Origin of the sequence: Fictibacillus nanhaiensis (genome assembly GCF_023715445.1) — a bacterium.
Taxonomy (GTDB): domain Bacteria; phylum Bacillota; class Bacilli; order Bacillales; family Fictibacillaceae; genus Fictibacillus; species Fictibacillus nanhaiensis_D.
Map to the genome: position 1 here is coordinate 13893 of NZ_JAMBOD010000010.1, position 24045 is coordinate 37937.

21 protein-coding genes are annotated in these 24045 nt (G+C 39.5%); 13 read left to right on the top strand and 8 right to left on the bottom strand.

Annotated elements, in window-relative coordinates; genetic code table 11:
- The first annotated feature begins 133 nt into the window (after positions 1 to 133).
- From M3196_RS19045 to M3196_RS19060, 4 genes are read left to right on the top strand one after another with little or no spacing between them, the layout of a single operon-like run.
- Entirely contained in the window at positions 134 to 1375 is a 1242-nt protein-coding gene (locus M3196_RS19045; protein WP_251323931.1) for a 2,3-diketo-5-methylthiopentyl-1-phosphate enolase, read from the top strand.
- Entirely contained in the window at positions 1372 to 2037 is a 666-nt protein-coding gene (locus M3196_RS19050; RefSeq protein ID WP_251323932.1) for a 2-hydroxy-3-keto-5-methylthiopentenyl-1-phosphate phosphatase, read from the top strand. The genes M3196_RS19045 and M3196_RS19050 overlap by 4 nt, the downstream gene beginning before the upstream one ends.
- Entirely contained in the window at positions 2034 to 2711 is a 678-nt protein-coding gene (locus tag M3196_RS19055; RefSeq protein ID WP_251323933.1) for a methylthioribulose 1-phosphate dehydratase, read from the top strand. The genes M3196_RS19050 and M3196_RS19055 overlap by 4 nt, the downstream gene beginning before the upstream one ends.
- Positions 2689 to 3225, top strand: a complete 537-nt coding sequence (locus M3196_RS19060) for a 1,2-dihydroxy-3-keto-5-methylthiopentene dioxygenase (protein WP_251323934.1) — start codon at positions 2689 to 2691, stop codon at positions 3223 to 3225. The genes M3196_RS19055 and M3196_RS19060 overlap by 23 nt, the downstream gene beginning before the upstream one ends.
- Before the next feature lie 216 nt (positions 3226 to 3441).
- Here the strand turns inward: M3196_RS19060 and M3196_RS19065 are convergent, their stop codons facing one another.
- Entirely contained in the window at positions 3442 to 4539 is a 1098-nt protein-coding gene (locus tag M3196_RS19065) for an AI-2E family transporter (protein WP_251323935.1), read from the bottom strand.
- Between the two features lie 157 nt (positions 4540 to 4696).
- Between M3196_RS19065 and asnB the strand changes: the two genes are divergently transcribed.
- A complete protein-coding gene (gene asnB, locus M3196_RS19070) occupies positions 4697 to 6544 on the top strand; it encodes an asparagine synthase (glutamine-hydrolyzing) (RefSeq protein WP_251323936.1) in 1848 nt (615 codons plus the stop codon).
- 230 nt (positions 6545 to 6774) lie between these two features.
- On the opposite strand, the gene M3196_RS19075 is transcribed toward asnB, so the two are convergent.
- Both M3196_RS19075 and M3196_RS19080 read right to left on the bottom strand, forming a co-directional pair.
- Positions 6775 to 8133: an MATE family efflux transporter gene (locus M3196_RS19075; protein ID WP_251323937.1), complete on the bottom strand. Its 1359-nt coding sequence runs from the start codon at positions 8131 to 8133 to the stop codon at positions 6775 to 6777.
- 107 nt (positions 8134 to 8240) lie between these two features.
- The gene (locus M3196_RS19080) at positions 8241 to 9965 is read right to left on the bottom strand and encodes a glycoside hydrolase family 13 protein (RefSeq protein ID WP_425311033.1); all 1725 of its coding nucleotides are present in this window, start codon (positions 9963 to 9965) and stop codon (positions 8241 to 8243) included.
- A 547-nt stretch (positions 9966 to 10512) separates the two neighbouring features.
- Here M3196_RS19080 and M3196_RS19085 point away from each other — a divergent pair.
- The 5 genes from M3196_RS19085 to M3196_RS19105 all read left to right on the top strand — a co-directional run bounded on the left by M3196_RS19085 (position 10513) and on the right by M3196_RS19105 (position 16703).
- On the top strand, positions 10513 to 11778 hold the full coding sequence (locus tag M3196_RS19085) for an extracellular solute-binding protein (RefSeq protein WP_251323938.1): 1266 nt from the start codon (positions 10513 to 10515) through the stop codon (positions 11776 to 11778).
- 152 nt (positions 11779 to 11930) lie between these two features.
- Entirely contained in the window at positions 11931 to 13193 is a 1263-nt protein-coding gene (locus M3196_RS19090) for a carbohydrate ABC transporter permease (protein WP_251323939.1), read from the top strand.
- Position 13194: 1 nt separating this feature from the next.
- Entirely contained in the window at positions 13195 to 14031 is an 837-nt protein-coding gene (locus M3196_RS19095; protein WP_251323940.1) for a sugar ABC transporter permease, read from the top strand.
- 27 nt (positions 14032 to 14058) lie between these two features.
- On the top strand, positions 14059 to 15585 hold the full coding sequence (locus tag M3196_RS19100; protein WP_251323941.1) for an alpha-amylase family glycosyl hydrolase: 1527 nt from the start codon (positions 14059 to 14061) through the stop codon (positions 15583 to 15585).
- 95 nt (positions 15586 to 15680) lie between these two features.
- Positions 15681 to 16703, top strand: a complete 1023-nt coding sequence (locus M3196_RS19105) for a LacI family DNA-binding transcriptional regulator (RefSeq protein WP_251323942.1) — start codon at positions 15681 to 15683, stop codon at positions 16701 to 16703.
- 42 nt (positions 16704 to 16745) lie between these two features.
- On the opposite strand, the gene ligD is transcribed toward M3196_RS19105, so the two are convergent.
- Genes ligD through M3196_RS19120 form a run of 3 tightly spaced genes read right to left on the bottom strand, consistent with a single transcriptional unit; the run spans position 16746 to position 19482 of the window.
- Positions 16746 to 17666, bottom strand: a complete 921-nt coding sequence (ligD, locus tag M3196_RS19110; protein WP_251323943.1) for a non-homologous end-joining DNA ligase — start codon at positions 17664 to 17666, stop codon at positions 16746 to 16748.
- Complete coding sequence (locus M3196_RS19115) at positions 17639 to 18601, bottom strand: RNA ligase family protein (protein ID WP_251323944.1); 963 nt, start codon at positions 18599 to 18601, stop codon at positions 17639 to 17641. Before M3196_RS19115 ends, ligD begins: the two co-directional genes overlap by 28 nt.
- Positions 18598 to 19482: a Ku protein gene (locus M3196_RS19120; protein WP_251323945.1), complete on the bottom strand. Its 885-nt coding sequence runs from the start codon at positions 19480 to 19482 to the stop codon at positions 18598 to 18600. Before M3196_RS19120 ends, M3196_RS19115 begins: the two co-directional genes overlap by 4 nt.
- A 167-nt stretch (positions 19483 to 19649) precedes the next feature.
- Between M3196_RS19120 and M3196_RS19125 the strand changes: the two genes are divergently transcribed.
- Positions 19650 to 20783 (top strand): histidine kinase N-terminal domain-containing protein, encoded by a 1134-nt coding sequence (locus M3196_RS19125; protein ID WP_251323946.1) that lies wholly within the window; start codon positions 19650 to 19652, stop codon positions 20781 to 20783.
- A 46-nt stretch (positions 20784 to 20829) separates the two neighbouring features.
- Here the strand turns inward: M3196_RS19125 and M3196_RS19130 are convergent, their stop codons facing one another.
- Together M3196_RS19130 and M3196_RS19135 are read right to left on the bottom strand one after the other, a co-directional pair.
- Positions 20830 to 20967: a hypothetical protein gene (locus tag M3196_RS19130; protein ID WP_172827342.1), complete on the bottom strand. Its 138-nt coding sequence runs from the start codon at positions 20965 to 20967 to the stop codon at positions 20830 to 20832.
- A gap of 57 nt (positions 20968 to 21024) precedes the next feature.
- Entirely contained in the window at positions 21025 to 21888 is an 864-nt protein-coding gene (locus M3196_RS19135) for a DegV family protein (protein ID WP_251323947.1), read from the bottom strand.
- Positions 21889 to 22085: 197 nt separating this feature from the next.
- On the opposite strand from M3196_RS19135, the gene M3196_RS19140 reads away from it, so the two are divergent.
- Together M3196_RS19140 and M3196_RS19145 are read left to right on the top strand one after the other, a co-directional pair.
- Positions 22086 to 22910 (top strand): YitT family protein, encoded by an 825-nt coding sequence (locus tag M3196_RS19140; RefSeq protein ID WP_251323979.1) that lies wholly within the window; start codon positions 22086 to 22088, stop codon positions 22908 to 22910.
- Positions 22911 to 23054: 144 nt separating this feature from the next.
- Positions 23055 to 23870, top strand: a complete 816-nt coding sequence (locus M3196_RS19145; protein WP_251323948.1) for a BsuPI-related putative proteinase inhibitor — start codon at positions 23055 to 23057, stop codon at positions 23868 to 23870.
- The last annotated feature ends 175 nt before the right edge of the window (positions 23871 to 24045 follow it).

Consider the following 24045-nt stretch of genomic DNA (forward strand, 5'->3'; position numbering starts at 1 on the left):
AAGCGGCGACGAGCAATTCATGCACGAATTCTACGAGTTGCGACGAGTAATCGCAAGAGGAAAGCTGCGACCTCGACCTACTTGCTCTAAATGAACATAGGATTTAAATGTGCTCGGAAGGAGTTTTATCAACATGGGTAAAGTAACAGCGACATATTTAGTGCATGACAAAAAAGGAAATTTAGAAAAAAAAGCTGAAGGCATTGCGCTTGGGTTGACTGTCGGATCTTGGACAGACCTTCCACAGCTTGAGCAAGAGCAGCTTCGAAAACATAAAGGTGTTGTTGAAAGCGTAGTTGAACTGGAGAGTGACGATACAGCAGATCGGTTTTTAAAAAGCCAGCGAACGAGAGGATTGCTGAAGATTTCTTATCCTTCTGCAAATTTCTCTAACGATATTCCTGCGATTTTGACCACAGTATTTGGCAAACTGTCCCTTGATGGAGAGATTAAGCTCGTGGATTTGGAATTTGATAAACAGCTTGAATCGAGCTTTTCCGGACCGAAGTACGGAATTGCTGGGATCAGGAATATATTAGGTGTTCAAAACCGTCCGCTCGTGATGAGTATTTTTAAAGGAGTGCTTGGTAAGGATCTTTCATTCTTTAAACAGCAGCTTTATGAGCAAGCAATTGGCGGAGTAGATCTTGTAAAAGATGATGAGATCCTTTTTGAAAATCCGCTGACCCCTTTTGAAGAACGCATTAAAACAGCAAAAGAAGTGCTTCAGCAGGCAGAAGACAGAACGGGTGAAAAAACGCTGTACGCGGTGAATTTAACTGGAAGGACTAGCGAGCTGCGCGATAAAGCAAGGCGTGCAGCTGATTTGGGAGCCAATGCATTGCTGTTCAATGTGCTGTCATACGGACCAGATGTACTTCAGGAACTGGCAGAAGATAAGGAAATTCCTCTTCCAATCATGGCGCATCCGGCGTTATCCGGAGCGATCGGTTCATCATCCTTGTATGGAATTGGTTACTCGGTATTGCTCGGGAAACTTTTACGCTATGCAGGTGCAGATCTAGTATTATTCCCTTCACCATATGGAAGTGTAGCGCTTGATCGCAGTGAAACGCTAAGCATCGCTGAAGCTTTAACGACTGAAAAGATCAAGTTGAAAAGATCATTTCCTGTACCTTCAGCTGGAATACATCCGGGACTAACTCCTGTATTGTTTAATGATTTTGGAGTGGACAGTGTCATTAATGCAGGCGGAGGTGTTCATGGTCATCCAGACGGAGCTGCGGGCGGTGCACGAGCTTTCCGGCAAGCAGTAGAATCGGTAGTCAAAGGTGAAGACCTTGAAAACTACGCCGAGAAACACCCTGAACTTCATAAGGCTTTGGAGCTATGGGGCGGGGTGCCGGTCACATGACGCGCAAAGTTATTTTCTGCGATTTTGACGGAACAGTAACCGAAAAAGACAATATTGTAGCCATAATGGAAGAGTTCGCTCCGGATGGATGGCAGCCGATCGTGAACGATATTTTAAACGAAAACATCTCTATACGAGAAGGAGTAGGGAAAATGTTTTCACGGATTTCTTCTGACAAAAAGGAGGAAATCATTGAGTTTGTTTTAACCCGTTCCAAAATTAGAGATGGATTTCAAGAATTTATAGATTTTACGAAGCAAGAAAACATTCCGCTTTATATCGTTAGCGGAGGCATCGATTTCTTTGTTCACCCTGTGCTGAAAAATAAACTGAATCCTGATCAAATCATTTGCAATCATAGTGATTTTTCTGGAGAGCAAATCAAAATTACGTGGCAGAATAAATGTGATGCGTTCTGCCACAATGATTGCGGCTGCTGCAAGCCTTCCGTTATTCGAAAGCTGGAGAATAAATATTCTGGTTATCAAAAAATAGTGATTGGTGATTCCATCACAGACCTGCAAGCCTCAAAGCTAGCAGATGTAGTTTTTGCAAGAGACTACTTGATTGAGAAATGTGTTGAAAACAAAATTCCATATACACCTTTTGAGACATTTTTTGATGTTATCCATGCATTAGAAAAAGAGGAGGTAAAAAGTTGACGAAACATGAACAACGCTGGAATGAGCTGGCTGATGTGAAAGATGAGTTAGCTGCAAGAAACTGGTTTCCAGGAACAAGTGGAAATGTATCCATAAAAGTTGACGATGAACCAATCACCTTTTTTGTTTCTGCTAGCGGCAAAGATAAAACGAAGCGAACATCCGAAGATTTTTTGCTCGTTGATGGAGATGGAAAACCAGTTGAACAGACTGGGCTGAAAGCATCTGCAGAAACAGGCATCCATTGTGAAGTATACCGGTTAACAGATGCAGGCTGCTGTTTACACGTTCATACAGTAGACAACAACTTAATCTCTGAGTTATACGGGGATGCCGGAGAGATCACGTTTCAGAGGCAGGAACTTATTAAAGCTTTCGGAATTTGGGAAGAAGACGGAAGCATCACTGTTCCAATCGTAGAGAATTATGCAGACTTAGAAAAGCTTTCAGAAGCAGTAGCAGGGGTTATAAAACCTGATACGAAGGCAGTGTTGATTCGAAATCACGGAATTACGGTTTGGGGAAAAAATGCTTTTGAAGCGAAAAAGCATTTAGAAGCTTTTGAATTTCTTTTCTCTTATCATATAAAACTTCAAACATTATCATTTTTATCTAGAAAACCAAAATTCAACTCATATGGAGGCGTTAAACATGGCACAATTAAGATTTCATGATAACAACGAAAGAATCGAAAACCAAAGTGAAGTAGAAGCTTACTTAAATTCACAGGAAGTAATTTATGAAAAATGGGATATCGAAAAACTTCCGGAAAATCTTCGTGAGAACTATGCGTTAACAGATGAAGAAAAAGAAGAAGTGCTTCAAACGTTCAAGAGCGAGATCGCTGATATTTCAGCACGCAGAGGTTATGTAACATCAGATGTGATCTCACTTTCTCAAGTAACACCAAATCTGGATGAACTGTTGAAAAACTTCCTGGCAGAGCACCATCATACAGATGACGAAGTACGTTTCATTGTTTCGGGGCACGGGATCTTTGCGATTGAAGGACCGAACGGAAGATTCTTTGATGTAGAGCTTGAGCCAGGCGATCTTATCTCAGTTCCTGAAAATTACCGTCATTATTTCACATTGCAAGAAGATCGAAAGGTAGTGGCAGTGCGAATCTTTAAATCAAAAGAAGGCTGGGTGCCGATTTACGATAAAGAGCCTCAGGAAGCAAAATAAGTTTAATGTAGACACACCATTTAAGTGGAAATGGTGTGTTTTTACTTTGCCAGATTGAAAAGGATACAGGTTTTATGCTTGTTCAGCGAGATTTATGCTCGTTCAGCGAAATTTATGCTCGTTCAGCAAGATTTATGCTCGCCATCCGAGTTATACGGGCGCATTTCGTGAAATACAGCGCCACACAAAAAGAGCACCGATTCCTCGGTGCTCTCTTTAATCTCTTAATTCATTCTTTTCTCTTCTTAAGTTAATCAGTCTGTACGTATGCAGCACGATAACCTTCAATACGGCATATACGGGTACTGCTAATATCAAACCGAGCAATCCGCCTAGGCTTCCGGCTACGAGCAAGATCGAAATGATCGTAAGCGGATGGATGTCTAGTTTTTTACCCATGACTTGCGGGGAAATAACATTTCCTTCAATTTGCTGCGCGATCACCATAACAATCAGTACTTTGATTACCATAGCAGGGGAATCGACAATGGCTACGATTAAGGCAGGCACTACTCCGATGATAGGACCCAAAAATGGTATTACATTTGTAAACATAGCGATAATCGCTAAAATCAATGAATACTCTATGCCGATAATCAAATATCCAATGTACAGCATCGTTCCTACACATACACTGACTAATATTTGCCCTTGAATGTAAGAGCTTAGCGCGATGTCCATATCTTTTAAGATCTTTGTTCCATTATTACGCTGTTTTTCAGGCAATGTCTGAAGCACCATCTGCGGTGCTTTTTCACCTTCTTTTAGCATGTAATAAAGGATAAAAGGTACAGTTACAAAAATCATGATGATGTTTGTAATAATTCCGATGAAATTTGCAATATTCGTTCCTATCGTTTGAACACTATTCGATAAGTAAGCTGTAACTTTTTCAGAAACTTCCTTAACGTCGAACTGTTCACTTTCCTGGAATCGATTTACCCATTCATTTTGCTGAAGGTCATTTAGCTTTGAGCGGATCGCATCAATTAACGCCGGTGTGTTTTCTATTAGGTTGCTAACCTGTCTTTGTAATATAGGACCTATCGAATAGAACAATAAGACAAACAATCCGATGGCCAATAAATAGATTAACAATATGGATAAAGCCTTAGGTACGTTCCTTTTATGTAAAAACTGAACAACGGGTCTGAACAAATAGTACAGCACTCCCCCTAGCAAGAAAGGGAAAAATAACGTTTGTACAAGAACGACGATCGGTCTGAATATAAAATCAATCTTCGTCCCTACTAAAATAATAAGAAAAATGAGGAGCAATCCGTAACCGATACGAAAAAACTTCGACTGTGGCATTAAATGATCACCTTTATCTTCTGAAATATAGATTCATTATATACAAGATGGAAGAACTTGCACAAATATTTTATAACACCCGTACAAGGATAAAGGCATATGTTAAGTATTGGGCATACGTAATGTAATTGCAGTTTGCATAGAAAGGATGAAACCAATGTGCGGAATAACCGGCTGGGCAGATTGGAATCGTAACCTCACCCATGAAAAGAATGTGCTGTTAAAAATGGCTACACCTTTATCCAAAAGAGGACCAGATGCATTGAATGTTTGGAGCACAACCCATGCGGGATTTGGCCACGCTCGTCTTGCAGTTGTTGATATCGAAGGCGGCGTTCAGCCGATGAGCAGAAAAAAGAACAACAATAATTATACACTTTGCTATAACGGAGAATTGTACAATACGGAGGATATCAGGAAAGAGCTTTTACAGCGAGGCTATACATTCGAAGGGCATTCCGATACAGAAGTACTGCTTGTTTCATATATAGAGTGGAGAGAGGCTTGTATTGAGAAGTTTAACGGTATTTTTGCTTTCGGAATATGGGATGAAGAAAAAGAGAGTCTGTTCATTGCACGTGACCGTTTAGGGGTAAAGCCGTTTTTTTATTCGGAAAAGAGCGGTATGTTTCTTTTTGGATCGGAAATAAAAGCAATTCTGGCTCATCCTGAAATGAAGGCTGAAGTTGACCGGGAAGGGCTTCAAGAAGTATTTGGACTCGGACCATCCCGAACACCAGGGAACGGAGTTTATAAAGGTATAAAAGAACTGCGGCCGGCACATGCTGCTACATTCACAAAGAATGGACTGAAAATCTGGCGATATTGGAATGTAGAAAGCAAACCTCATGAGCATTCACTTGAAGAAACGATCGATAACGTAGGTACACTAGTAAAAGATGCGGTTACCCGCCAGCTTGTTGCAGATGTGCCGGTCTGTACATTCTTATCAGGTGGTCTGGACTCAAGCGCGATTACGGCTATTGCAGCCAAGCACTTTAAAGAAGAAAACAAAGGGGAACTTCATACTTTCAGCATCGATTATGAAGACAATGATAAATATTTTAAAGCGAGTGATTATCAGCCGAACTCAGATGCTCATTGGATTAATAAAATGGTAGAAGCGACGGGTTCTACCCATCATAGCTGTGTGATCGATAACGAGCTATTAATCAATCATTTACGTGAAGCCGTAACGGTGCGCGATCTTCCAGGCATGGCAGATGTAGATTCTTCCCTTTTATGGTTCTGCCGGCAGATTAAGCCGCAGTCTACAGTAGCATTATCTGGAGAATGTGCTGACGAAATTTTTGGCGGATATCCATGGTTTCATAAAGAAGAACTCATGAATCGGGAGATGTTTCCGTGGATGCGTTCAACAGAAGCAAGGCAGAATCTTCTTCAGGATTCATGGGCAGAAAAGCTGAACCTTGCATCATATGTTCAGCAGAAATATGAAGAAACAGTAAAAGAAACTCCTGTACTGGAAGGGGAAACAAGATTAGAAGCAAGACGGCGTGAAATATTTTACTTGAATATGCTTTGGTTCATGACAACATTGCTAGATCGCAAAGACCGTATGAGTATGGGAGCGAGCTTAGAGGTAAGGGTGCCTTTTGCTGATCATAGAATTGTAGAATATGCGTGGAATATCCCTTGGGAGATGAAAATGCTTGCTGGAAGAGAGAAGGGGATTCTGAGAAAAGCATTAACAGGCTTGCTTCCGGATGAAGTTTTGTACCGAAAGAAAAGTCCATATCCAAAAACCTTTCATCCCGAGTATACGGACGGCGTAAAAGACTGGCTGCAATGCATCGTAAAAAAGAAAAATTCACCTCTTTTTGAAGTGTTGAACAAAGCAAAAGTTCAGCGGATCATAGATACGAATGGTGAGACTTTCAGGGAACCGTGGTTCGGACAATTGATGACAGGACCTCAGCTTATGGCACATCTGGCTCAAATCGATAGCTGGCTAAGTGACTATAATATAAATATCATAGATTAATAAAAATAAGCGGCCATTCTTAGAAGAAAACACACTCTTGAGTGGCCGCTTGTATTCTGGAGAAAGACATTGTGCGCATATTGTCCGTGTGGAGTAATCATTATAAAATAATCCCACGTAAAATCACTTTAATCCCACGTTAATTTGAATATTCCCACGAAAAACGACTAGAATCCCACGTTAATTTCAATTAACACGATTTTCGACAAAGTGCGATAGCCAGTCATCGTTTAAGCTGTTGCCTCAGCCGAACGAACCATAAATTTATTCTGCCATTTCCGTTTTCGCCATCTTGATAACATGAAGAGACCGCGCAGCCATTCGTCTGCAATAAAGGCAAGCCATATTCCTGCTAATCCGAGGTCGAAGATGATTCCAAGAAGGTAAGCAAGAGTTACACTTACACCCCACATGGAGATAACGCCCATCACAACAGGGAACTTCACATCACCCGCTGCTCTTAAACTGGATATGATAACGAGGTTGAATGAACGGCCAGGTTCCAGCAAAAGTGTTAAGTACAGCAAAATTGTACCTTCTTTTATGATCTCTGGATTATCGGTAAAAATCGAAAGAAGCGGTTTTGCAAAAAGGGAAGCGACTCCAGCCATTAAAAAACTGATGATCATGGCATATGTCTGGCTTTTTAAACAAGTTTTATAAGCAGAATCATAAGACTTTGCACCAATCATATGTCCGATTAAGATTTGTGTACCTTGGCCGATTGCAACAGCAAACAAGAAGATAAACATCATAATGTTGAATGTATAGACTTTTGTAGTTAAGGCAGTTGTACCAAGCAAAGTAATAAAGAATGTGATAACCATTTGAGACCCGCTGTAGGAAAGATGTTCACCAGCAGCCGGAAGCCCGATTTTCAGGACACTCTTAATATGAAGCGGAAACAATTTGAATGATTTATCAAAGGGAAGCGGAATAGAAGACCTTTTGAACAATAAATACAAAATGACAACCAATCCTAGAAACCGGCTGAATGAAGTTGAGATCGCGACGCCTTCAACACCAAGAACCGGGAATCCAAACGCACCGAATATAAATAGGTAGTTTCCGATCACATTTAGGATGTTCATTCCGATGGTGACATACATAGCATCCTTCGTAAATCCGTAGCTGCGGATTGCTGCACCGATCGTCATAATGACTGACTGTATAAAAGAAAATCCGCCTACAATTAATAAATAGATCGAAGCCTCTTCCATCAATTCGGAAGGAGTATTCATCCACTTTAAAAAGACATCACCCCAAATGAGCAACGCACCGCTTAAAAGTAAACCGAACAGCAAATTGGCGACTATGGATACAACAGCAACTTCAGCTGCCGTTTTTTCAAGTTTAGCACCCACCGCTTGGGCAATGACTACGCTTGCACCAGTTGCAACAAAACCAAACATCACAATTACAATCGATAATAGCTGATTCGTAAGACCAACTGCAGCAACGGAGTGATCTGAATATTGGCTTAGCATGAGCGTATCAGCGTTACCCATCAGCATGTGAAGCAATATTTCTATGAAAATGGGCCACGTAATGGCAAAAAGGGAAAGCTTAGCGGCTTTATTTCCTTTCATGTATATCCCTCTCCATCTGTATGTTTGAATATTTACCTATTGTAGCAGGAAAATATGGCATATGAAATGAAATCCCCTTACTTTTTAAGGTAAGGGGACTGATATTTTTAATTTTTTCTATAAACGCTGAAACCATATGCAGGCATTGACTCTGCACCTGGAGACCCAAGGACTAATTGATAATCCAGAGGCACAATAAATGAGTGCTCTGCAGGTTTATCTCCAGCATTTAGTACAATTAAGAAGCTATCTTCATACGAGGATTTTTCATAGACAAGGACTTTGTCTTTAGCAGAAACAAATGTCAATTTCCCTTCGTTCGCTAAAACTTTATGCTGCTTGCGAAGAGAAAGAAGTGACTGGATATGACCGAACAATTCATGATCCTGCTTTTCTTCATCCCATTCCATACATTTTCTGCATCCAGGGTCCATTTCCCCCGACATCCCAATTTCATCTCCATAATAAATACATGGCGTTCCTTTAAACGTCAGCATTAGAAGAAAAAGAAGTTTCATTTTCTCTTTGTTGCCATCGCAAGAAGTTAATACACGCTTTGTGTCATGAGACCCAAGTAGGTTAAATGCTGCTTCGTTCACATTTTCCGGATACATGTGCATAACTGAAGTGATTTTTTCCGCAAAAACCTTTGCGTCAATTGTTTCTTTTGCAATAAAATCTAGGGCGGCATTTGTAAAAGGATAGTTCATGACTGCGTCAAACTGGTCTCCCTGGAGCCAGTTCATTGAATCATGCCAGATTTCTCCTAATATATATGCCTCAGGTTTCACAGTCTTGACTGCCGTTCTGAATTCCCTCCAGAACGAGTGATCCACTTCATTCGCTACGTCAAGTCTCCAGCCATCGATGTCAAATTCTTCAACCCAGTAGCGTGCAACCTTTAATAAATATTTTCGGACTTCAGGGTTTTCGGTATTTAGTTTCGGCATCGATTTTTCGAATGCGAACGTATCATAGTTAGGGCGCGGTTCAGTAACAATAGGAAACTCTCTTAAATGGAACCAATTTTTATAGCGGGAGTTCTCTTCATTTTTCAGTACGTCCTGGAAAGGTTCAAAATAGTAGCCGCTATGATTAAATACCGCATCGAGCATAACTTTAATGCCGTTTTCATGACACACTTTTACAAGCTTTTTGAATGTTTCTTTATCACCAAACTGAGGATCAATTTCCAAATAATCGATCGTATCGTATTTATGATTCGATTTTGCTTTAAAAATCGGAGTAAAGTAGATACCTGTTACACCTAGCTTGACAAGGTGGTCAATATGATCGATCACTCCTTGGAAATCTCCTCCAAAGAAATTAGTTGGTTTAGGTTCTTCGCTGCCCCATGGGACAGCACCTTCTGGGTCATTGCTCGTATCTCCATTCGCAAAACGCTCAGGAAAGATTTGATACCAAACCGTATCCTTTACCCAGGAAGGAGCACGGAATACATCGATAGCATTTAAGAAAGGGAAGCAGAAGTAATAGGCAGTATCATCAAACGGCGCTTGATCAAAAAAGCCTTTTTCTGTATAAACAAGGGTATCATCACCGCTTGAAATCTCAAACCCGTAACGGAGCCTGCGGTATGGCGGCTGAATTTCAATGAAATAATAGTCAAACCATTCATCGGTTCCGCTGAGAGTCATAGGAGCAGAAGAGGTTTGCCACCCATCTTCCGTCCAGTCGTATGGGTCACCATATATTAAGGAAACTTTATCGGCGTCTCCTTTTTTAATTCGCAGGCGGATATGAAGTGTTTTTTCATCATAAGCATATGCGTAATTATTACCGGCTCTGTGATAGATCGCTTCTTTTAACATTATTTATCATTCTCCCCTCTTTTGAAAAACTTGAAGTGGTTGATTTCCGCTCCAGGTGCTCGCTTTCCGCGGGGCGTGCGGTGAGCCTCCTCTGCGCTATGCTCAGTTAGGAGTCTCACCTGTCACCCTAATCCCGCAGGAGTCTCGCACCTTACGCTCCAATCAACTTGTCAACGAAGCAAATTCACAATCTTTTAGAAACCAATAGAAACAAAGGAAAACAGTTATCTAAAAGAAATAGAAAGAGGGCACAACCTATTATAATACCTAGGTTGTACCCCCTTAAGAATGTACATTGCCTTCACATTGTTGACAGTAGTATAAACCGGTTACAAAGTTAAAATCAAGAGTTATGAAAGCGAATCCAAAAAAAAATAAAAAACTATTGTAAAAATGAAAAGCAGATGTATAATGAAATTGAGCAGGTAATGCAATCGTTTTCATAAACGACAAAAAACGACATTCTTCTACAGCATTATATTTTTTTGTTAGTCTGTGCAAACGTTTGTATGCTTTGAATTTTTATATCTAATGGGGGGTACAATTCATGAAAAAGTTATTAGCATTGCCTTTAACTTTTGCTCTTGCTGCAAGTGCTTTAGCCGCTTGCGGACCGCAAGAAGACAGCTCGTCAACTGGCGGCAAGAAAGAAACGGATAGCAAAAAGCCAGAAAAGCTGGTTATCTGGGAAGATCAGGAAAAAGGGATCGGAACAAAGGATGCTATCAAGAAGTTTGAAGAAAAGCACGGCATCAAAGTTGAGCTTAAAGAAATTCCAATGCTTGACCAGCAAGAAAAGCTTCGTCTTGACGGACCTGCTAAAAAAGGACCAGATGTTATTACAACACCGCATGACCGTATTGGGCCTTTAGCGATCGAAGGACTTATCGCCCCAATCGAAGTTTCTGATGATGTAACAAAGCTTTACACTGAATCATCCATTAACGCATTAACATACGATGGAAAACTTTATGGTCTTCCAAAATCAACTGAAACACCAGTATTTATCTACAACAAAAATCAAATGACAGACGCGCCTGAGTCTTTAGATGATGTACTAGCTTTCTCCAAAGGTGACAAAGGCGGAGCTGAATATGGCTTCCTTGCAAACTGGACTGATTTCTACTTTGCAAACGGAATTCTTTCTGGTTACGGCGGTTATGTATTTAAAGATGACAACGGTACACTAGATCCTCAAGATATTGGTCTTGCAAATGAAGGTGCTGTTGAAGGTTTAACCTACATCACAAGCTGGTATAAAGACGGCTTATTCCCTAAAGGAATTATCGGTGAAAAAGCTGGACAAACGATTGACGGTCTTTTCCAAGAAGGAAAAGCTGCTTCAGTAATGAACGGACCTTGGTCTTTCCAAGGCTACAAGGATGCTGGCATCGATATCGGTGTTGCACCAATGCCTAAACTTCCAAACGGTGAGTATGTTAAAACATTCATCGGTGTTAAAGGTTATAACGTAAGTGCTTTCTCTGAGAACCAGGAATGGGCTGCAAAACTTGTTGAGTTCATCACGAACGAAGAGAGCGCAAAAACTCGTTATGAAAAAACGGCAGAAATCCCTCCAGTTGTATCTCTAATGGAGGACCCAATCATTGCAGACAACGAGGCAGCTAAAGCTGTAGCTGTACAATCAGAGCGTGGAGTTCCGATGCCAAACATTCCTGAGATGGCAGAAGTGTGGGCACCAGGAGCAAATGCACTTCAATTATCTGCTACTGGCAAGTCTGAGCCAAAAGCTGCTCTAGAAAGCGCAGTAAAAACAATTGGACAAAACATCAAAGCAAACCACAGCAAGTAATAAACAATAAAGGGGAAAGCGGTACCTGACGTCGAAGGTACTGCTTTCTCTCACTATTGTGTATGTTGGAAAGATTTTGCTGATGAATGGGTCCTGAAATCTTTCGAGCAAAACACAATATTGTACTGGGTAAAAGAAAGGGGAAACCTGTAATGACACATCGTAAGACGGCGGCATTGCTGTCCATCATTCCAGGAGTGGGGCAATTTTATAACAAACAGTTTATAAAAGGCTTTGCTTTCATATTTTTAGCAGCATGTTACTTTATTGCCTTTCTGGATTTTTTGAATATCGGACTTTGGGGCATCGTAACCCTTGGTACTGAAGTGCCTCGAGACCACTCCATATTCTTGTTGGTTAATGGAGTTATTTCATTGCTTGTGGTTGGAATCGGATTAGGGTTTTATTTCTTTAATTTTTATGACGCATACCAAAACGGTAAAAAGCGTGACAATGGTGTAAGACTTAGTTCGTTAAAAGAGCAGTACCACAATGTGATCGATAAAGGGTTTCCATATTTGATGGTTGGTCCTGGATTCTTGCTATTAATATTCGTAGTTATTTTCCCGATTATCTTTATGCTTCTTTTAGCATTTACGAATTATAACTTGTACAACTCACCACCAGCAAAACTTGTGGATTGGGTAGGATTTAAGAACTTTATTGAGATCTTTTCATTAGACATCTGGCGTGAAACTTTTATCTCTGTATTTGCCTGGACCATTATATGGACGTTTACAGCGACTACTCTACAAGTTGCTATCGGCATTTTCCTTGCCGTTGTTTTAAATCAGAAAGAAATTAAGTTTAAAGGTGTTATTCGAACACTATTAATTTTACCATGGGCAGTACCAGCATTCGTATCCATTTTAATTTTCTCAGGTTTGTTCAATGACACTTTCGGAGCAATTAACAAAGATCTTTTAGCACCTCTTGGAATCGATTCCATACCTTGGCTGACAGATCCATTCTATACGAAGATTGCCCTGATCTTTATACAATCCTGGCTTGGATTCCCGTTCATTATGGCAATGACAACGGGAGTGCTTCAATCCATTCCGGGTGAATTGTACGAAGCAGCGACGGTTGACGGTGCATCAAACTGGGATAAGTTCCGTAAGATCACACTTCCGATGATCTTATTCACAACTGCACCTATTCTAATTACTCAGTACACATTTAACTTCAATAACTTTAACGTTATTTATCTCTTTAATAATGGCGGTCCTGCAGTAGCTGAACAAAATGCCGGAGGGACAGATATCTTAATTTCATGGATCTATAACTTAACGATGACATCTGCTCAATACAGTAAGGCTGCAGCTGTAACCGTGTTATTATCATTAATTATCGTTTCGCTTGCTCTTTGGCAGTTTAGAAAGACGAAATCATTTAAGGACGAAGGAATGATTTAATATGAGTATAAAAACAGCAAAAAGAATCCGGTTAACGCTGTCCTATCTTGTCTTATTGTCAGCTGTTGCTATTGTTATCTATCCGATTATATGGGTTATCGGTTCTTCTTTTAACCCTGGTAATACGTTATCAAGTTCGACAATTATACCTGAGAACGCAACACTTGCTCATTATAAAAAGCTTTTTACAGAAACTGATTATTTGATCTGGTATTGGAACACGCTGAAAATTTGCTTTATTACAATGGTGCTTTCCGTTATCTTTATCGGTCTTACTGCTTATGCTTTTTCAAGATATAAATTTGTAGGACGAAAGAATGGTTTAATGTTATTCCTGATATTGCAGATGATTCCGCAATTCGTTGCGATCTTAGCAATCTATATTCTTGCTTTTCAAGTAGGGCTGTTAGATACGCACTTAGCTTTAATTCTTGTATATGTGGGTGGATTGATTCCGATGAACACGTATCTTGCAAAAAACTATTACGATACGATTCCAAAAGAATTGGACGAATCCGCGCGTATAGATGGTGCTGGACACTTCCGTATTTTCTGGCAGATTATCCTGCCTCTATCGAAGCCGATCCTTGCGGTTATTGCACTATTTAGTTTCATTTCACCGTTTGCAGACTTTATCTTAGCATCCATTCTGATTAGTTCTGATGAAAAGATGACCCTTGCTGTAGGTCTGTTTAACATGATTAAGAATGAATTCGGTAACAGCTTTACAGTATTTGCCGCCGGTTCGGTATTAATTGCGATTCCTATCGGATTACTTTTCTTATCCCTCCAGCGATACTTTATTTCTGGTTTAACGGCAGGCGGTACAAAGGGTTAAAAGCACGGCGATCAAGGAGGAACGGCGATGGGCAAAAAGATGAGGATCTTGGGCTTGTCGTTTCTTCTTTTTTTATCTGTACAAAATAAAGCGCTTGCAGAAAAAAAGGAAGAGCGGTCATGGAAAGATGAAACGATCTATTTTATTATGATAGACCGGTTTCATAATGGTGATAAACGCAATGATTTTGAAGTAGATACAAAAGACCCGTCGGCATACCACGGGGGAGATTTTAAAGGTGTTACCGAAAAACTTGATTACCTCAAAAAAATGGGGGTAACCGCCATCTGGATGACACCCGTTATGAAGAATGAGGAACGGGGTTATCATGGTTACTGGACAGAAGATTTTTACGACACTGAAGAACATTTTGGATCAAAAGAAGATTTGAAGATACTCGTAAAAGAAGCGCATGACCTTAATATTAAAGTAATCTTAGATCTTGTAGTCAATCACACAGGCTATAAACATCCTTGGCAGAACGACCCTGCCAAACAAGACTGGTTTCATCCTCAAGAGGAAATTACGAACTGGGATAATCAGGAAAACGTAGAGAACGGCTGGCTTGCAGGACTGCCAGATTTAAATACTGAGAATCCCGAAACTAGAAACTACTTGCTGGATATGGCTGAATATTGGATAAAAGAAACTGATATTGACGGCTACCGGTTAGATACGGTTAAGCATGTACCAAAGAATTTTTGGATAGAATTTTCAGAGCGTGTTAAAAAGGTGAAACCAGACTTCTACTTAATCGGAGAAGTTTGGCATAACGATCCAAGATACATTGCCGAATACAATAAGGCTGGTATCCAGTCTTTTGTAGATTATCCTTTGTTTAATGAGATGGTAAGGATTTTCAGGCAAACCGGACAATCGCTTTCTGAGCTGAACTCTGTGTGGGAACGAAATAAATACTATTACGAAGACCCATATATGCTAGGAAACTTCATAGATAATCATGACAATATCAGATTTGTACGTGAAGTACTATTGAAGCAAGAGGACCCTGAAAAAAGATTGAAAATGGCGCTCACCTATCTATATACAGCTCCTGGAATTCCGATTTTGTACCAAGGAACGGAGCATATGATGGATGGTGCTAAAGATCCAGATAACCGCCGCATGATGGACTTTGATCAAAATAAAGAGATAGAGACATTCACGGCTAAACTTGGGGAACTTAGACAAAAACATCCTGCACTTCGCAGGGGAGATTTCTCCTTGATAAAAGAAGATCGAGCAAAAGCGGTCTTTAAAAGATCATACAAAAATGAAACGGTCTTTATTGTTTTTAACAACGATAAAAAAGATGGCACAGTTTCCTTTTCTGATAGGGATCTGCAAAAACACGATCTTCTGGATGTAATGACTAAGGATACGGTTAATGTGAAGGGTGAAAAAGCTGAACTCTTTCTTAAAGGAGAAGCAGCACACGTTTACCTGCTGCAAAAAGACAAAGGCAGTCCCATTATGTTTACGGTATTAGGAGCGGCGGCTGTATTTATGATCGGGTTTCTTATATTTCTTTATCGAAAACGAATAAGGACTTAATTAAATATATCTTTTTTCCTAATGATTCTATACAATTATGAGGGATTAAGAAAGCGTATACAACAAGAGTATTAGTCTGAAAGGAGGACTCAATTATGTCAGTTACCATTAAAGATGTAGCGAAATTAGCAGATGTTGCTCCTTCAACGGTATCCAGGGTTATTGCCAACAATCCCCGAATATCAGAAAAAACAAAACGAAAAGTAAAAGAAGCAATGGACTACCTTGGCTATCATCCTAACTTTAATGCAAGAAGTCTTGCAAACAGAAGCACGCAGGCAATCGGTCTCGTCATGCCTAGTTCTGCAGACAAAGCCTTTCAGAACCCGTTCTTTCCTGAAGTGATCAGGGGAATAAGTACGATGGCACACGAGCAGGAATATGCTCTTTATATGTCTACCGGTAAGACGGAGGAAGAAATTTTTGAAGGTGTTATCCACATGGTCCAAGGACGCCGTGTTGACGGTATCGTCATGTTATACTCCCGTGTAGATGATAGGATTATGTGCTATCTGCAAGAACAAAACTTTCCTTTTACCGTAATCGGAAAGCCGTTTAAAAATTCGGACACGATTACCCATATTGATAATGACAACTTTAAAGCAGGACAGGAAATGACAGAACATCTTATTTCACTGGGCCATGAGCGAATTGGTTTTGTTGGGGGGGACTTAAACCTCGTTGTAACGATTGATCGTCTGTTAGGTTATGAAAAAGCGATACGTAATGCAGGTCTTCCATACAAAGATGAATATATCGTTCATGAAGAGTTTTTAAAAGAAGGCGGTCAAGAGGCCGTGAAAGAACTCTTAGCTTTGGAAAACCCGCCAACAGCTTTGCTTGTGATGGATGATCTTATGTCATTTGGTGTGTTAAGTACGCTGAATGAATTAGGATTAAGTGTTCCGGAAGATATTTCATTATTAAGCTTTAACAATGTAATGCTTTCAGAACTTTCTTCTCCTGCCTTAACCTCCGTTGACATCAATATTTTCAAGCTTGGATATGAAGCAGCAAAGGGATTATTGGAGTGCATTCAAACGCCTGGCAAACCAGCAAAGCGTGTCGCTGTACCATTTGAGCTTGTAGAGCGTCAGTCTTGTAAAAAGATAAATTAGTCATGATAAAAAGCCTCTAGCTGATGAACTTGGTGTCATCGACTAAAGGCTTTTTTCTTTTAATGCTTTTATAACAGGAGAAATTGGCTGCTTTTTTTTCGATGAAAAGAACTCTTTAAAGGGATCACCGGAATTCTTAATTCTATCTTGTATGATTGTTAACGGAAATTGTTCTGGTTTTAATGATTGGTTTACCTCATCCCAAAACAGAGGCGCTGCCACTAGACCATCTTCATTTCCTCTAGCAGAATAGGGAGCAATAATCGTTTTGCCTTCAGCATGCTGAATGTAATCGATATAACACTTATTCCCGCGATTCTTTTTTAACCGTTCAATTGTAAACCAACGAGGTTCCCGTTCAATCAAATAATGAGCAAGAAATTGAGTAAATAACCGGGACTCATCAAAGGTGATCTCATTCTCTGGCAGAGGAATGTAGATCTGCATCCCTTTGTTTCCGCTTGTTTTTATGAAGGTCTTGAGGCGAAGGTTTTCGCAAACTTCTTTTATCATTAAAGCAGCGTCCACAGAAAGCTGAAATTCGTCCCTTGATGGCGGGTCAAGATCCAATACAATCTCTGACGGACGGGATGTGTCAGATGTCCGGAAGGGAATATGGAACTCAAACGCTAGCTGATTTCCAAGCCATAACAGGGTAGGAAGGTTGTTGCAGACGATATAATTGATATTTTCATCTAAAACGGTTTGTACATAATCCGGTGCGTAGTCAGGACAATTTTTTTGATAAAATCGTTCATCCCCAACTCCATGAGGATATCTGATAACGGTTAGTGCACGGTTTTTTAAAAAGGGAAGCATATACGGTGCGATTTGGGTTAAATAGTTGATGTATTCGATCTTAACAATATTATGTTTCGGCCAAAGAGGTTTATCAGGACTTGTCAGTGTAACAATCTCACCGTTTACCTGAAGATTCAACTGTTCTTTTGCAGGTTTTCCCATGTGCAATCCTCCCAGTTCAAATCGAATCGAAATCGATAAAAACGCGGCTGTCTTAGTTGCTCTTTGTAAATTTCTAAAAATGAAAGCTCTACACATAACGAAGGCTCAATCATAATCAATGCACCTGATCTTCCACTTTGATTTTTTTTCACGATTTGGATTAAAGCTTCTTTTTCTTCCGAAGAAATTCCGTGAGAAAAAAGTCCAACGAAGGTGATTTGAGAATCTTTAATGACACCTACATGAAAAAAGCCATTTTCTGTATCGTATCCCATTAGAATGAACGTACTATACTTTAAGTTTTTAACTTTGATCCAGTGATTTGTTCTGTTGCCTGCTATCCATTTGTTCCTTATATTCTTTGCAACGATGCCTTCACTTTTATGAGAGCGGACTCTATCCTCTATGAGTTTTTTATCAGTAGAGAACGGTATGAAATTCATTTGTGAGGCTGGCATTATTTGATTAAGATCAACATCCATTTTTTCAAAGACATGTGCCAATTTTTCTTTCCTTTTTAAAAAAAGTTCATGGTAAATGTACTTACCTTCGGATGCAAGCAAATCAAATGCACAAAAAGAAGAAGGATAGCTTTTTGAAGCCTGCGAGATTCGATCTGTTTGTTTCAGCCTTCCTCTTTTTTGAATTTGTTCAAAGCTTGCTTTAAATGGGTTTTCTAAAATACACAGCTCACCATCCAATAAGAGAGGGAAGAGATGGTTAAGCTTGTCTTTATAATGCTTTAAATAGGTTGGAACTTCTGGAAAGATATGATGCAGCTGATGGCCGTTTCTCGATGTCATTATAATATTGGAGTGATCCCAATAAAGCAGACATCTGAATCCATCATATTTTACTTCATACACCCATTCTTCTCCTGTAGGCAGTTCTTCTGAGAGAGTAGGCAGCATTGGTTTTAGAAAAGCTGAAATCATGAACTGGAAGCTTTCTTTTTAGCCGTAGATTTTTTCTTTTTTGTTTTCTTTTCTTCGCCTGCTTTGTTCTCGGCAGTATCTTTTTGTTTTGCTTCTTTTTTCTTTGGCTCTTTTCCTTTGCTCTCATTGATAGAAGCTTGTAGAGCTTCCATTAGATCAACAACATTCGTTTTTGGTTTTTCTTTCGCTACTTTCACTTCATCACCGGAAATCTTGCTGTTGATCAACTCAAGCACGGCTTCTCTGTATTCGTCTTCATATTTTTCTGGTTCAAATGGTGCGGTTAATTGTTCAATGAGCTGTTTTGCCATTTCTAATTCTTTCTCGTTTAGTGAAACTTCATCTGTTAATCCAGGAACGTGGTCTACATTTCTTACTTCATCCGGATAAAAGATTGTTTCCAAGACTAAGCCGTTTTTATAAACGCGTACTGCAGCAAGATGCTCTTTAGATCGAAGTGTGAACTTAGCAAGTCCGATTTTACCTGTGTCTTCCATTGCTTTTTTCAGTAAAGCAAAAGACTTTGTTCCATTTTCCCCAGGTCCTATAAAATAGGAACGATTGTAAAAGATCGGATCAATTTCTTCCAACTGAATAAAATCAATAATCTCGATCGATTTATCAGAAACCCCAGCCAGTTCATCGAGCTCTTCTTTTTCTACAACGACAAATTTTCCGGGTTCATATTCATAACCTTTTACGATTTCTTTGGAGTCCACTGTTTCTTCACATACAGGACATATCTTTTCATATTGAACGGGGCTATGACACTTTTCATGTAAATATCTCATTTTAATATCTTTATTTTCAGTGGCTGCAAACAGCTTGATCGGTATGTTTACAAGTCCGAAGCTTATTGCACCTTTCCACATCGTATGCATGGCAACCATCCTTTCGCCTTCAATTTATTACTTAGTGTTTGATTTCCATTAAAATAAACCTCATGTATTTTTTTCCAACTTTTATATACATTTCGACAATAGATTGTAGAATCATATAAATTCGTTCATAATGTATGACAGAGATTGTTATATAAAAGGGTGATTACATGGATAGCAGTACACATACTGAAATCAATAAAGAACTGGCTATGTTCCTGAGTAAACAAAAATCAAGTATTGTAGAAAAGTGGCTGGAAAATGTGCTGTTGCCACAGAATGATCCTTTTTATGAAGAAGTTAAAAAGAATGGCCATCAAACCATCTTAGAATTGATTGATTACTTGGAAACAGGATCACTCGACAGGGTAGGTGATCTTACCAGCAAGATGGCGAAAGAGCGTATCGAAGCAAAAGCAAATATAGGAGATTTCGTGCATAATATAAACATCGGCCGAAGCATTGTTTATGAGCTTTTAATGTGTTCCTTATTAAACGAGCATGAAAAAGGTGAAGGTGTCCTTAAGATGCAGCGTTACTTCGATCATCTTCTGTACTTGAGTGTGAAAGACTATACAGCATTAAAAGATTCAATCATAGACAGGAAAAATCAGTTCATCCAGGAGATGCATCATGACCGTTTAACGATGCTGGGGCAGATCGCCGCAAGCTTTGCACATGAATTCCGTAATCCTCTCACCTCTGTAAAAGGATTTATTTATTTGCTGCAAAGAGAACTGGAGAGAACTGATCAATCTGAATACTACTTTGAAATCATTCAGAATGAGATGCAAAGTCTTGAAGAGAAAATCAGCCAATTTTTATATTTATCTAAAATGAGAGGCTTGGAAGATAAGCTCGTTGAGGTACCGTTAACCACTCTTTTACAAGAGATGCTAGAATTCATGTATCCGCGATTTACTGAAACCAATATCATGATTCATACAGATTTATGTGATGAAGTTTATATTGAAGGTGACAGCTCGCAAATTAAGCAGGTACTATTGAACATTCTTGTGAATGCTGTGGAAGAGTTAAGCGAATGGAATGGGGAACGTAATATAGAGGTTAAGCTGAAAAGAGGCAAAGGTGACACCGCAGAGTTATCGATTTGTAATAATGGAAATCCGATTCCGGAATACTTGCTGGAGAATGTTTTTCAGCCTTTTGTTACAACGAAGTCACTGGGAACGGGCTTAGGATTGTCTGTATGTAAACAGATTGTTGAAAAACACAACGGAACCATTGAAGTGAAATCTAGAGAGGAATTTACTTGCTTTACCATAAAATTCCCAACTGTATAAATTGAAAAAGCTCCCAATACAGGGAGCCTTTTTATTTTAATAAAGGTTATAGATGATCAGGCTTTTTAGAATAAGGCTGTTTACCTTTTTGCTTAATCTCGAGTTCAGCTTCATTTTTTAGCTGATTCATTGCCTGATTGTCTTCGGGTCTTTTATTGTCATCTTTCGTATAACGGTGTGTCATTACATATCCCTCCTGTTTCTAACATCTGTCAGAAGGAAATACATTATACATCATGTTTCAAGAAACTTTGTTAGGTGTATTTAAGAAGAATAAAGCAATTGTCCCTGGCCCTGCATGTGCCCCAATGGCGCACCCTATCATCGTGATCAAGATATTTCGATTTCCTGTTTCTTCTATGATCAGTTCTTTCAGCGCTTGAGCGGTTTCTGTGTCATCTGCATGGCTGATTCCTATTGTAATATCATCAAGTGAACCTGCACGTTCCTTCATGATTTCTACCATGCGGCCTAAAACTTTCTTTTTTCCTCGCAATTTTTCAAGAGGGAAAAGCTTGCCGTCCTCCATATGCAGCACAGGCTTAATCTTTAGAAGTGCACCCATTACGGCTGCAGTTTTACTTACTCGGCCGCCCCGCAATAAATATTCAAGGTCATCAACGGTAAAAATAGATTCAAGATGTTTCTGATAATGCTGAAGCGTTTGCATGATTTCGTTAAATGTTTTTCCTTCTTTTGATTCTTTTGCCGCTTCATAGACCATCAGTCCATAACCAAGGGAGGCTGCCTGACTATCAAAAACTTCGATTTGGGCATCAGGATATTCTTCTAATACTTCATTTTTCATGAGTACAGCTGTTTGGTAAGTGCCGCTTATTCCTGAAGATAAAGTTATGTATATGGCCTGTTTCCCGTTCTTTGCAAAGGAACTTAAGGTTTCTTTGATAAGGGCAGGTGGTACTTGTGAGGTTTTTGGCACAGCTCCATCTTTCATATGAGTATAAAGCTGTTTTGGTTCAATGTTTGAGCGGTCTAAGTATTCTTCGTTATTCAACTGTACAACTAAAGGAAGCATTGTAATATCGTATTCGTCCAAAAGTTGTTTTGGCAGATCTGAACCCGTATCTGTAATAATATGAATCATTTCATTTCACCTGCTTGGCTTTTTCTATAGTTTAACTTGTGATGGAATGAAAAGGCAATCTTCATGTTCCAGAAAAAAGTGATTTTCGCTATTGACGGTGTTCTGCATTTTCTGTTAAAAATGAATCTTGGACATTGAAAGGAGGGGCTCACATGATAAAAGAACGTTTTCGGATTTCTGAACTTGGAATAAATGAAATGAAAACCATTTTTTTTATAATAGTTGGAGCGATTTTAAATGCAATTTCACTTAACATGTTTTTAATTCCAGCGAAAGTCTATGCTAGCGGATTTACGGGGGTAGCGCAGCTCATATCGTCACTGCTTGAAAATACGGCATTTCCTATCTCAACGGGTATTTTATATTTAATCTTTAATATTCCAGTTACGGTACTTGGCTGGTTAAAAGTAGGAAAATCATTTACGATATACAGCTTTTTAAGTGTAATAATGATCACATTTTTTTTAGAGATTGTTCCGATTACCGTGGTATCAACAGATATCTTGCTAAACGCTGTATTTGGCGGTGTAATCGCAGCGTTAGGTGTCGGGGTTACATTAAAATATGGAGCATCTACAGGTGGATTAGACATTATTGCGATGGTTCTGTCACGGATGAAAAACAAACCGATCGGCGGCTACTTTTTCATATTAAACGGATTGATCATCATGGCCGCAGGATTTTTATTCGGCTGGGAAAAAGCACTTTATACATTAGTCGCTCTTTATGTTTCTTCACGAGTTATCGACGCCGTACATACTCGTCATGAAAAACTCACAGCAATGATCGTAACGAAGAAAGGGAAAGAGATTCAAGAAGCTATTCATGGAAGAATGGTTCGAGGAATAACCATCATCCCGGCAAAAGGGGCATTCTCCAATCATGAGAAAGAAATGCTGATGATTGTAATAACACGCTATGAACTTTATGATTTGGAGCTCGTTCTAAAAGAAGTTGATCCTAATGCCTTTACAAACATCATTCACACACAAGGCATCTACGGCTTCTTCCGCAACGACTAGAGCGGGGGACAGACCCCATACAAATACAAATTGACCAAATTTGTACACACGGCACGGACATTATCCGTGCCGTGTTTTATTTACGAATCTTTTCGTTAAAATCACCATATAACGGTAAAAATGGTTGATAAGGTGGTGATTTGTTTGGGGCAATTATCAAAACGGCTTTTTCTTATTTTTATAGCATTTATTCTTTTGTTTTCTCTCATTTCTGCCTGCAGCAAAGATCAAGAGAAGAAAGATAAAAAGGAAGGAAGTATAAGCGCTCAGCTAAATCCCGTTTTATCCGTACAACAGAAGAACGATGGGATCCACTTTTTAATTGCATTAGAAAACCAAAGTAATCATACGGTTACATTGACATTCAACAGCTCAAAAATGTTTGATATTACGGTTACAGATACAGCGGGGAACGATAAGTATCGTCACTCAAAGGGTAAAAACTATAATCAGGATACAGAGAAGATACAGATCAACGCAGGAGCTAGCCATTTATGGAAAGCGTTTTGGAAGCTATCACCTGAGGACAGAAAGGCTGGAATATATAAGGTGAAAGCCACGTTTAACCCGAGCAACGTTTCACCAGGTACAATCAAAACTGAAAATCTGTCTGTTACCGAAATCCTTACCTTGCAATCAGGGTTGGGGGATTTAAAGAATAATTCATTTCGAAACATTCATTTTACGGGAAATGATGGTGAATATAAGGTTTCTGGAGAGGCTAAAGTTTTTGAAGCTTCATTTGCATACTCTGTTTCTGACGGGCATGAAGTTTTTGTTGAAAAGCATGAACAAACTTCAGAACGAGCACCAGCATGGGCACCTTTTTCGTTCGAAATAAAGATTCCGGAAGAAGACTTGCCGATCAATGGCACATTAATGCTTGAACTGTTCTACTTTAGCCCAAAAGACGGGGAGAAAACGGACATTCTGGCTGTTCCGTTGGAGACTTTTAAATAAAAATGAGTGGAAACTACATTTGAGGCAAGGATTAATGCTCGCCCGGGAAGATTTATGCTCGTCTGCGGAGATTTATGCTCGCCCGCGGGAATTTATGCTCGTTCGTGGAGATTTATGCTCGTCTGCGGGGATTTATGCTCGTTCGTGGAGATTTATGCTCGTCCGCGAGAATTTA

What these genes read in the sequence shown, in the direction of transcription:
- M3196_RS19045 (WP_251323931.1), top strand. Translation starts at nt 134, where the DNA reads ATGGGTAAAGTAACAGCGACATATTTAGTGCATGACAAAAAAGGAAAT.
- M3196_RS19050 (WP_251323932.1), top strand. Translation starts at nt 1,372, where the DNA reads ATGACGCGCAAAGTTATTTTCTGCGATTTTGACGGAACAGTAACCGAA.
- M3196_RS19060 (WP_251323934.1), top strand. Translation starts at nt 2,689, where the DNA reads ATGGCACAATTAAGATTTCATGATAACAACGAAAGAATCGAAAACCAA.
- M3196_RS19065 (WP_251323935.1), bottom strand. Translation starts at nt 4,539, where the DNA reads ATGCCACAGTCGAAGTTTTTTCGTATCGGTTACGGATTGCTCCTCATT.
- asnB (WP_251323936.1), top strand. Translation starts at nt 4,697, where the DNA reads ATGTGCGGAATAACCGGCTGGGCAGATTGGAATCGTAACCTCACCCAT.
- M3196_RS19075 (WP_251323937.1), bottom strand. Translation starts at nt 8,133, where the DNA reads ATGAAAGGAAATAAAGCCGCTAAGCTTTCCCTTTTTGCCATTACGTGG.
- M3196_RS19080 (WP_425311033.1), bottom strand. Translation starts at nt 9,965, where the DNA reads ATGTTAAAAGAAGCGATCTATCACAGAGCCGGTAATAATTACGCATAT.
- M3196_RS19085 (WP_251323938.1), top strand. Translation starts at nt 10,513, where the DNA reads ATGAAAAAGTTATTAGCATTGCCTTTAACTTTTGCTCTTGCTGCAAGT.
- M3196_RS19090 (WP_251323939.1), top strand. Translation starts at nt 11,931, where the DNA reads ATGACACATCGTAAGACGGCGGCATTGCTGTCCATCATTCCAGGAGTG.
- M3196_RS19095 (WP_251323940.1), top strand. Translation starts at nt 13,195, where the DNA reads ATGAGTATAAAAACAGCAAAAAGAATCCGGTTAACGCTGTCCTATCTT.
- M3196_RS19100 (WP_251323941.1), top strand. Translation starts at nt 14,059, where the DNA reads ATGGGCAAAAAGATGAGGATCTTGGGCTTGTCGTTTCTTCTTTTTTTA.
- M3196_RS19105 (WP_251323942.1), top strand. Translation starts at nt 15,681, where the DNA reads ATGTCAGTTACCATTAAAGATGTAGCGAAATTAGCAGATGTTGCTCCT.
- ligD (WP_251323943.1), bottom strand. Translation starts at nt 17,666, where the DNA reads ATGGGAAAACCTGCAAAAGAACAGTTGAATCTTCAGGTAAACGGTGAG.
- M3196_RS19115 (WP_251323944.1), bottom strand. Translation starts at nt 18,601, where the DNA reads ATGATTTCAGCTTTTCTAAAACCAATGCTGCCTACTCTCTCAGAAGAA.
- M3196_RS19120 (WP_251323945.1), bottom strand. Translation starts at nt 19,482, where the DNA reads ATGCATACGATGTGGAAAGGTGCAATAAGCTTCGGACTTGTAAACATA.
- M3196_RS19125 (WP_251323946.1), top strand. Translation starts at nt 19,650, where the DNA reads ATGGATAGCAGTACACATACTGAAATCAATAAAGAACTGGCTATGTTC.
- M3196_RS19130 (WP_172827342.1), bottom strand. Translation starts at nt 20,967, where the DNA reads ATGACACACCGTTATACGAAAGATGACAATAAAAGACCCGAAGACAAT.
- M3196_RS19135 (WP_251323947.1), bottom strand. Translation starts at nt 21,888, where the DNA reads ATGATTCATATTATTACAGATACGGGTTCAGATCTGCCAAAACAACTT.
- M3196_RS19140 (WP_251323979.1), top strand. Translation starts at nt 22,086, where the DNA reads ATGAAAACCATTTTTTTTATAATAGTTGGAGCGATTTTAAATGCAATT.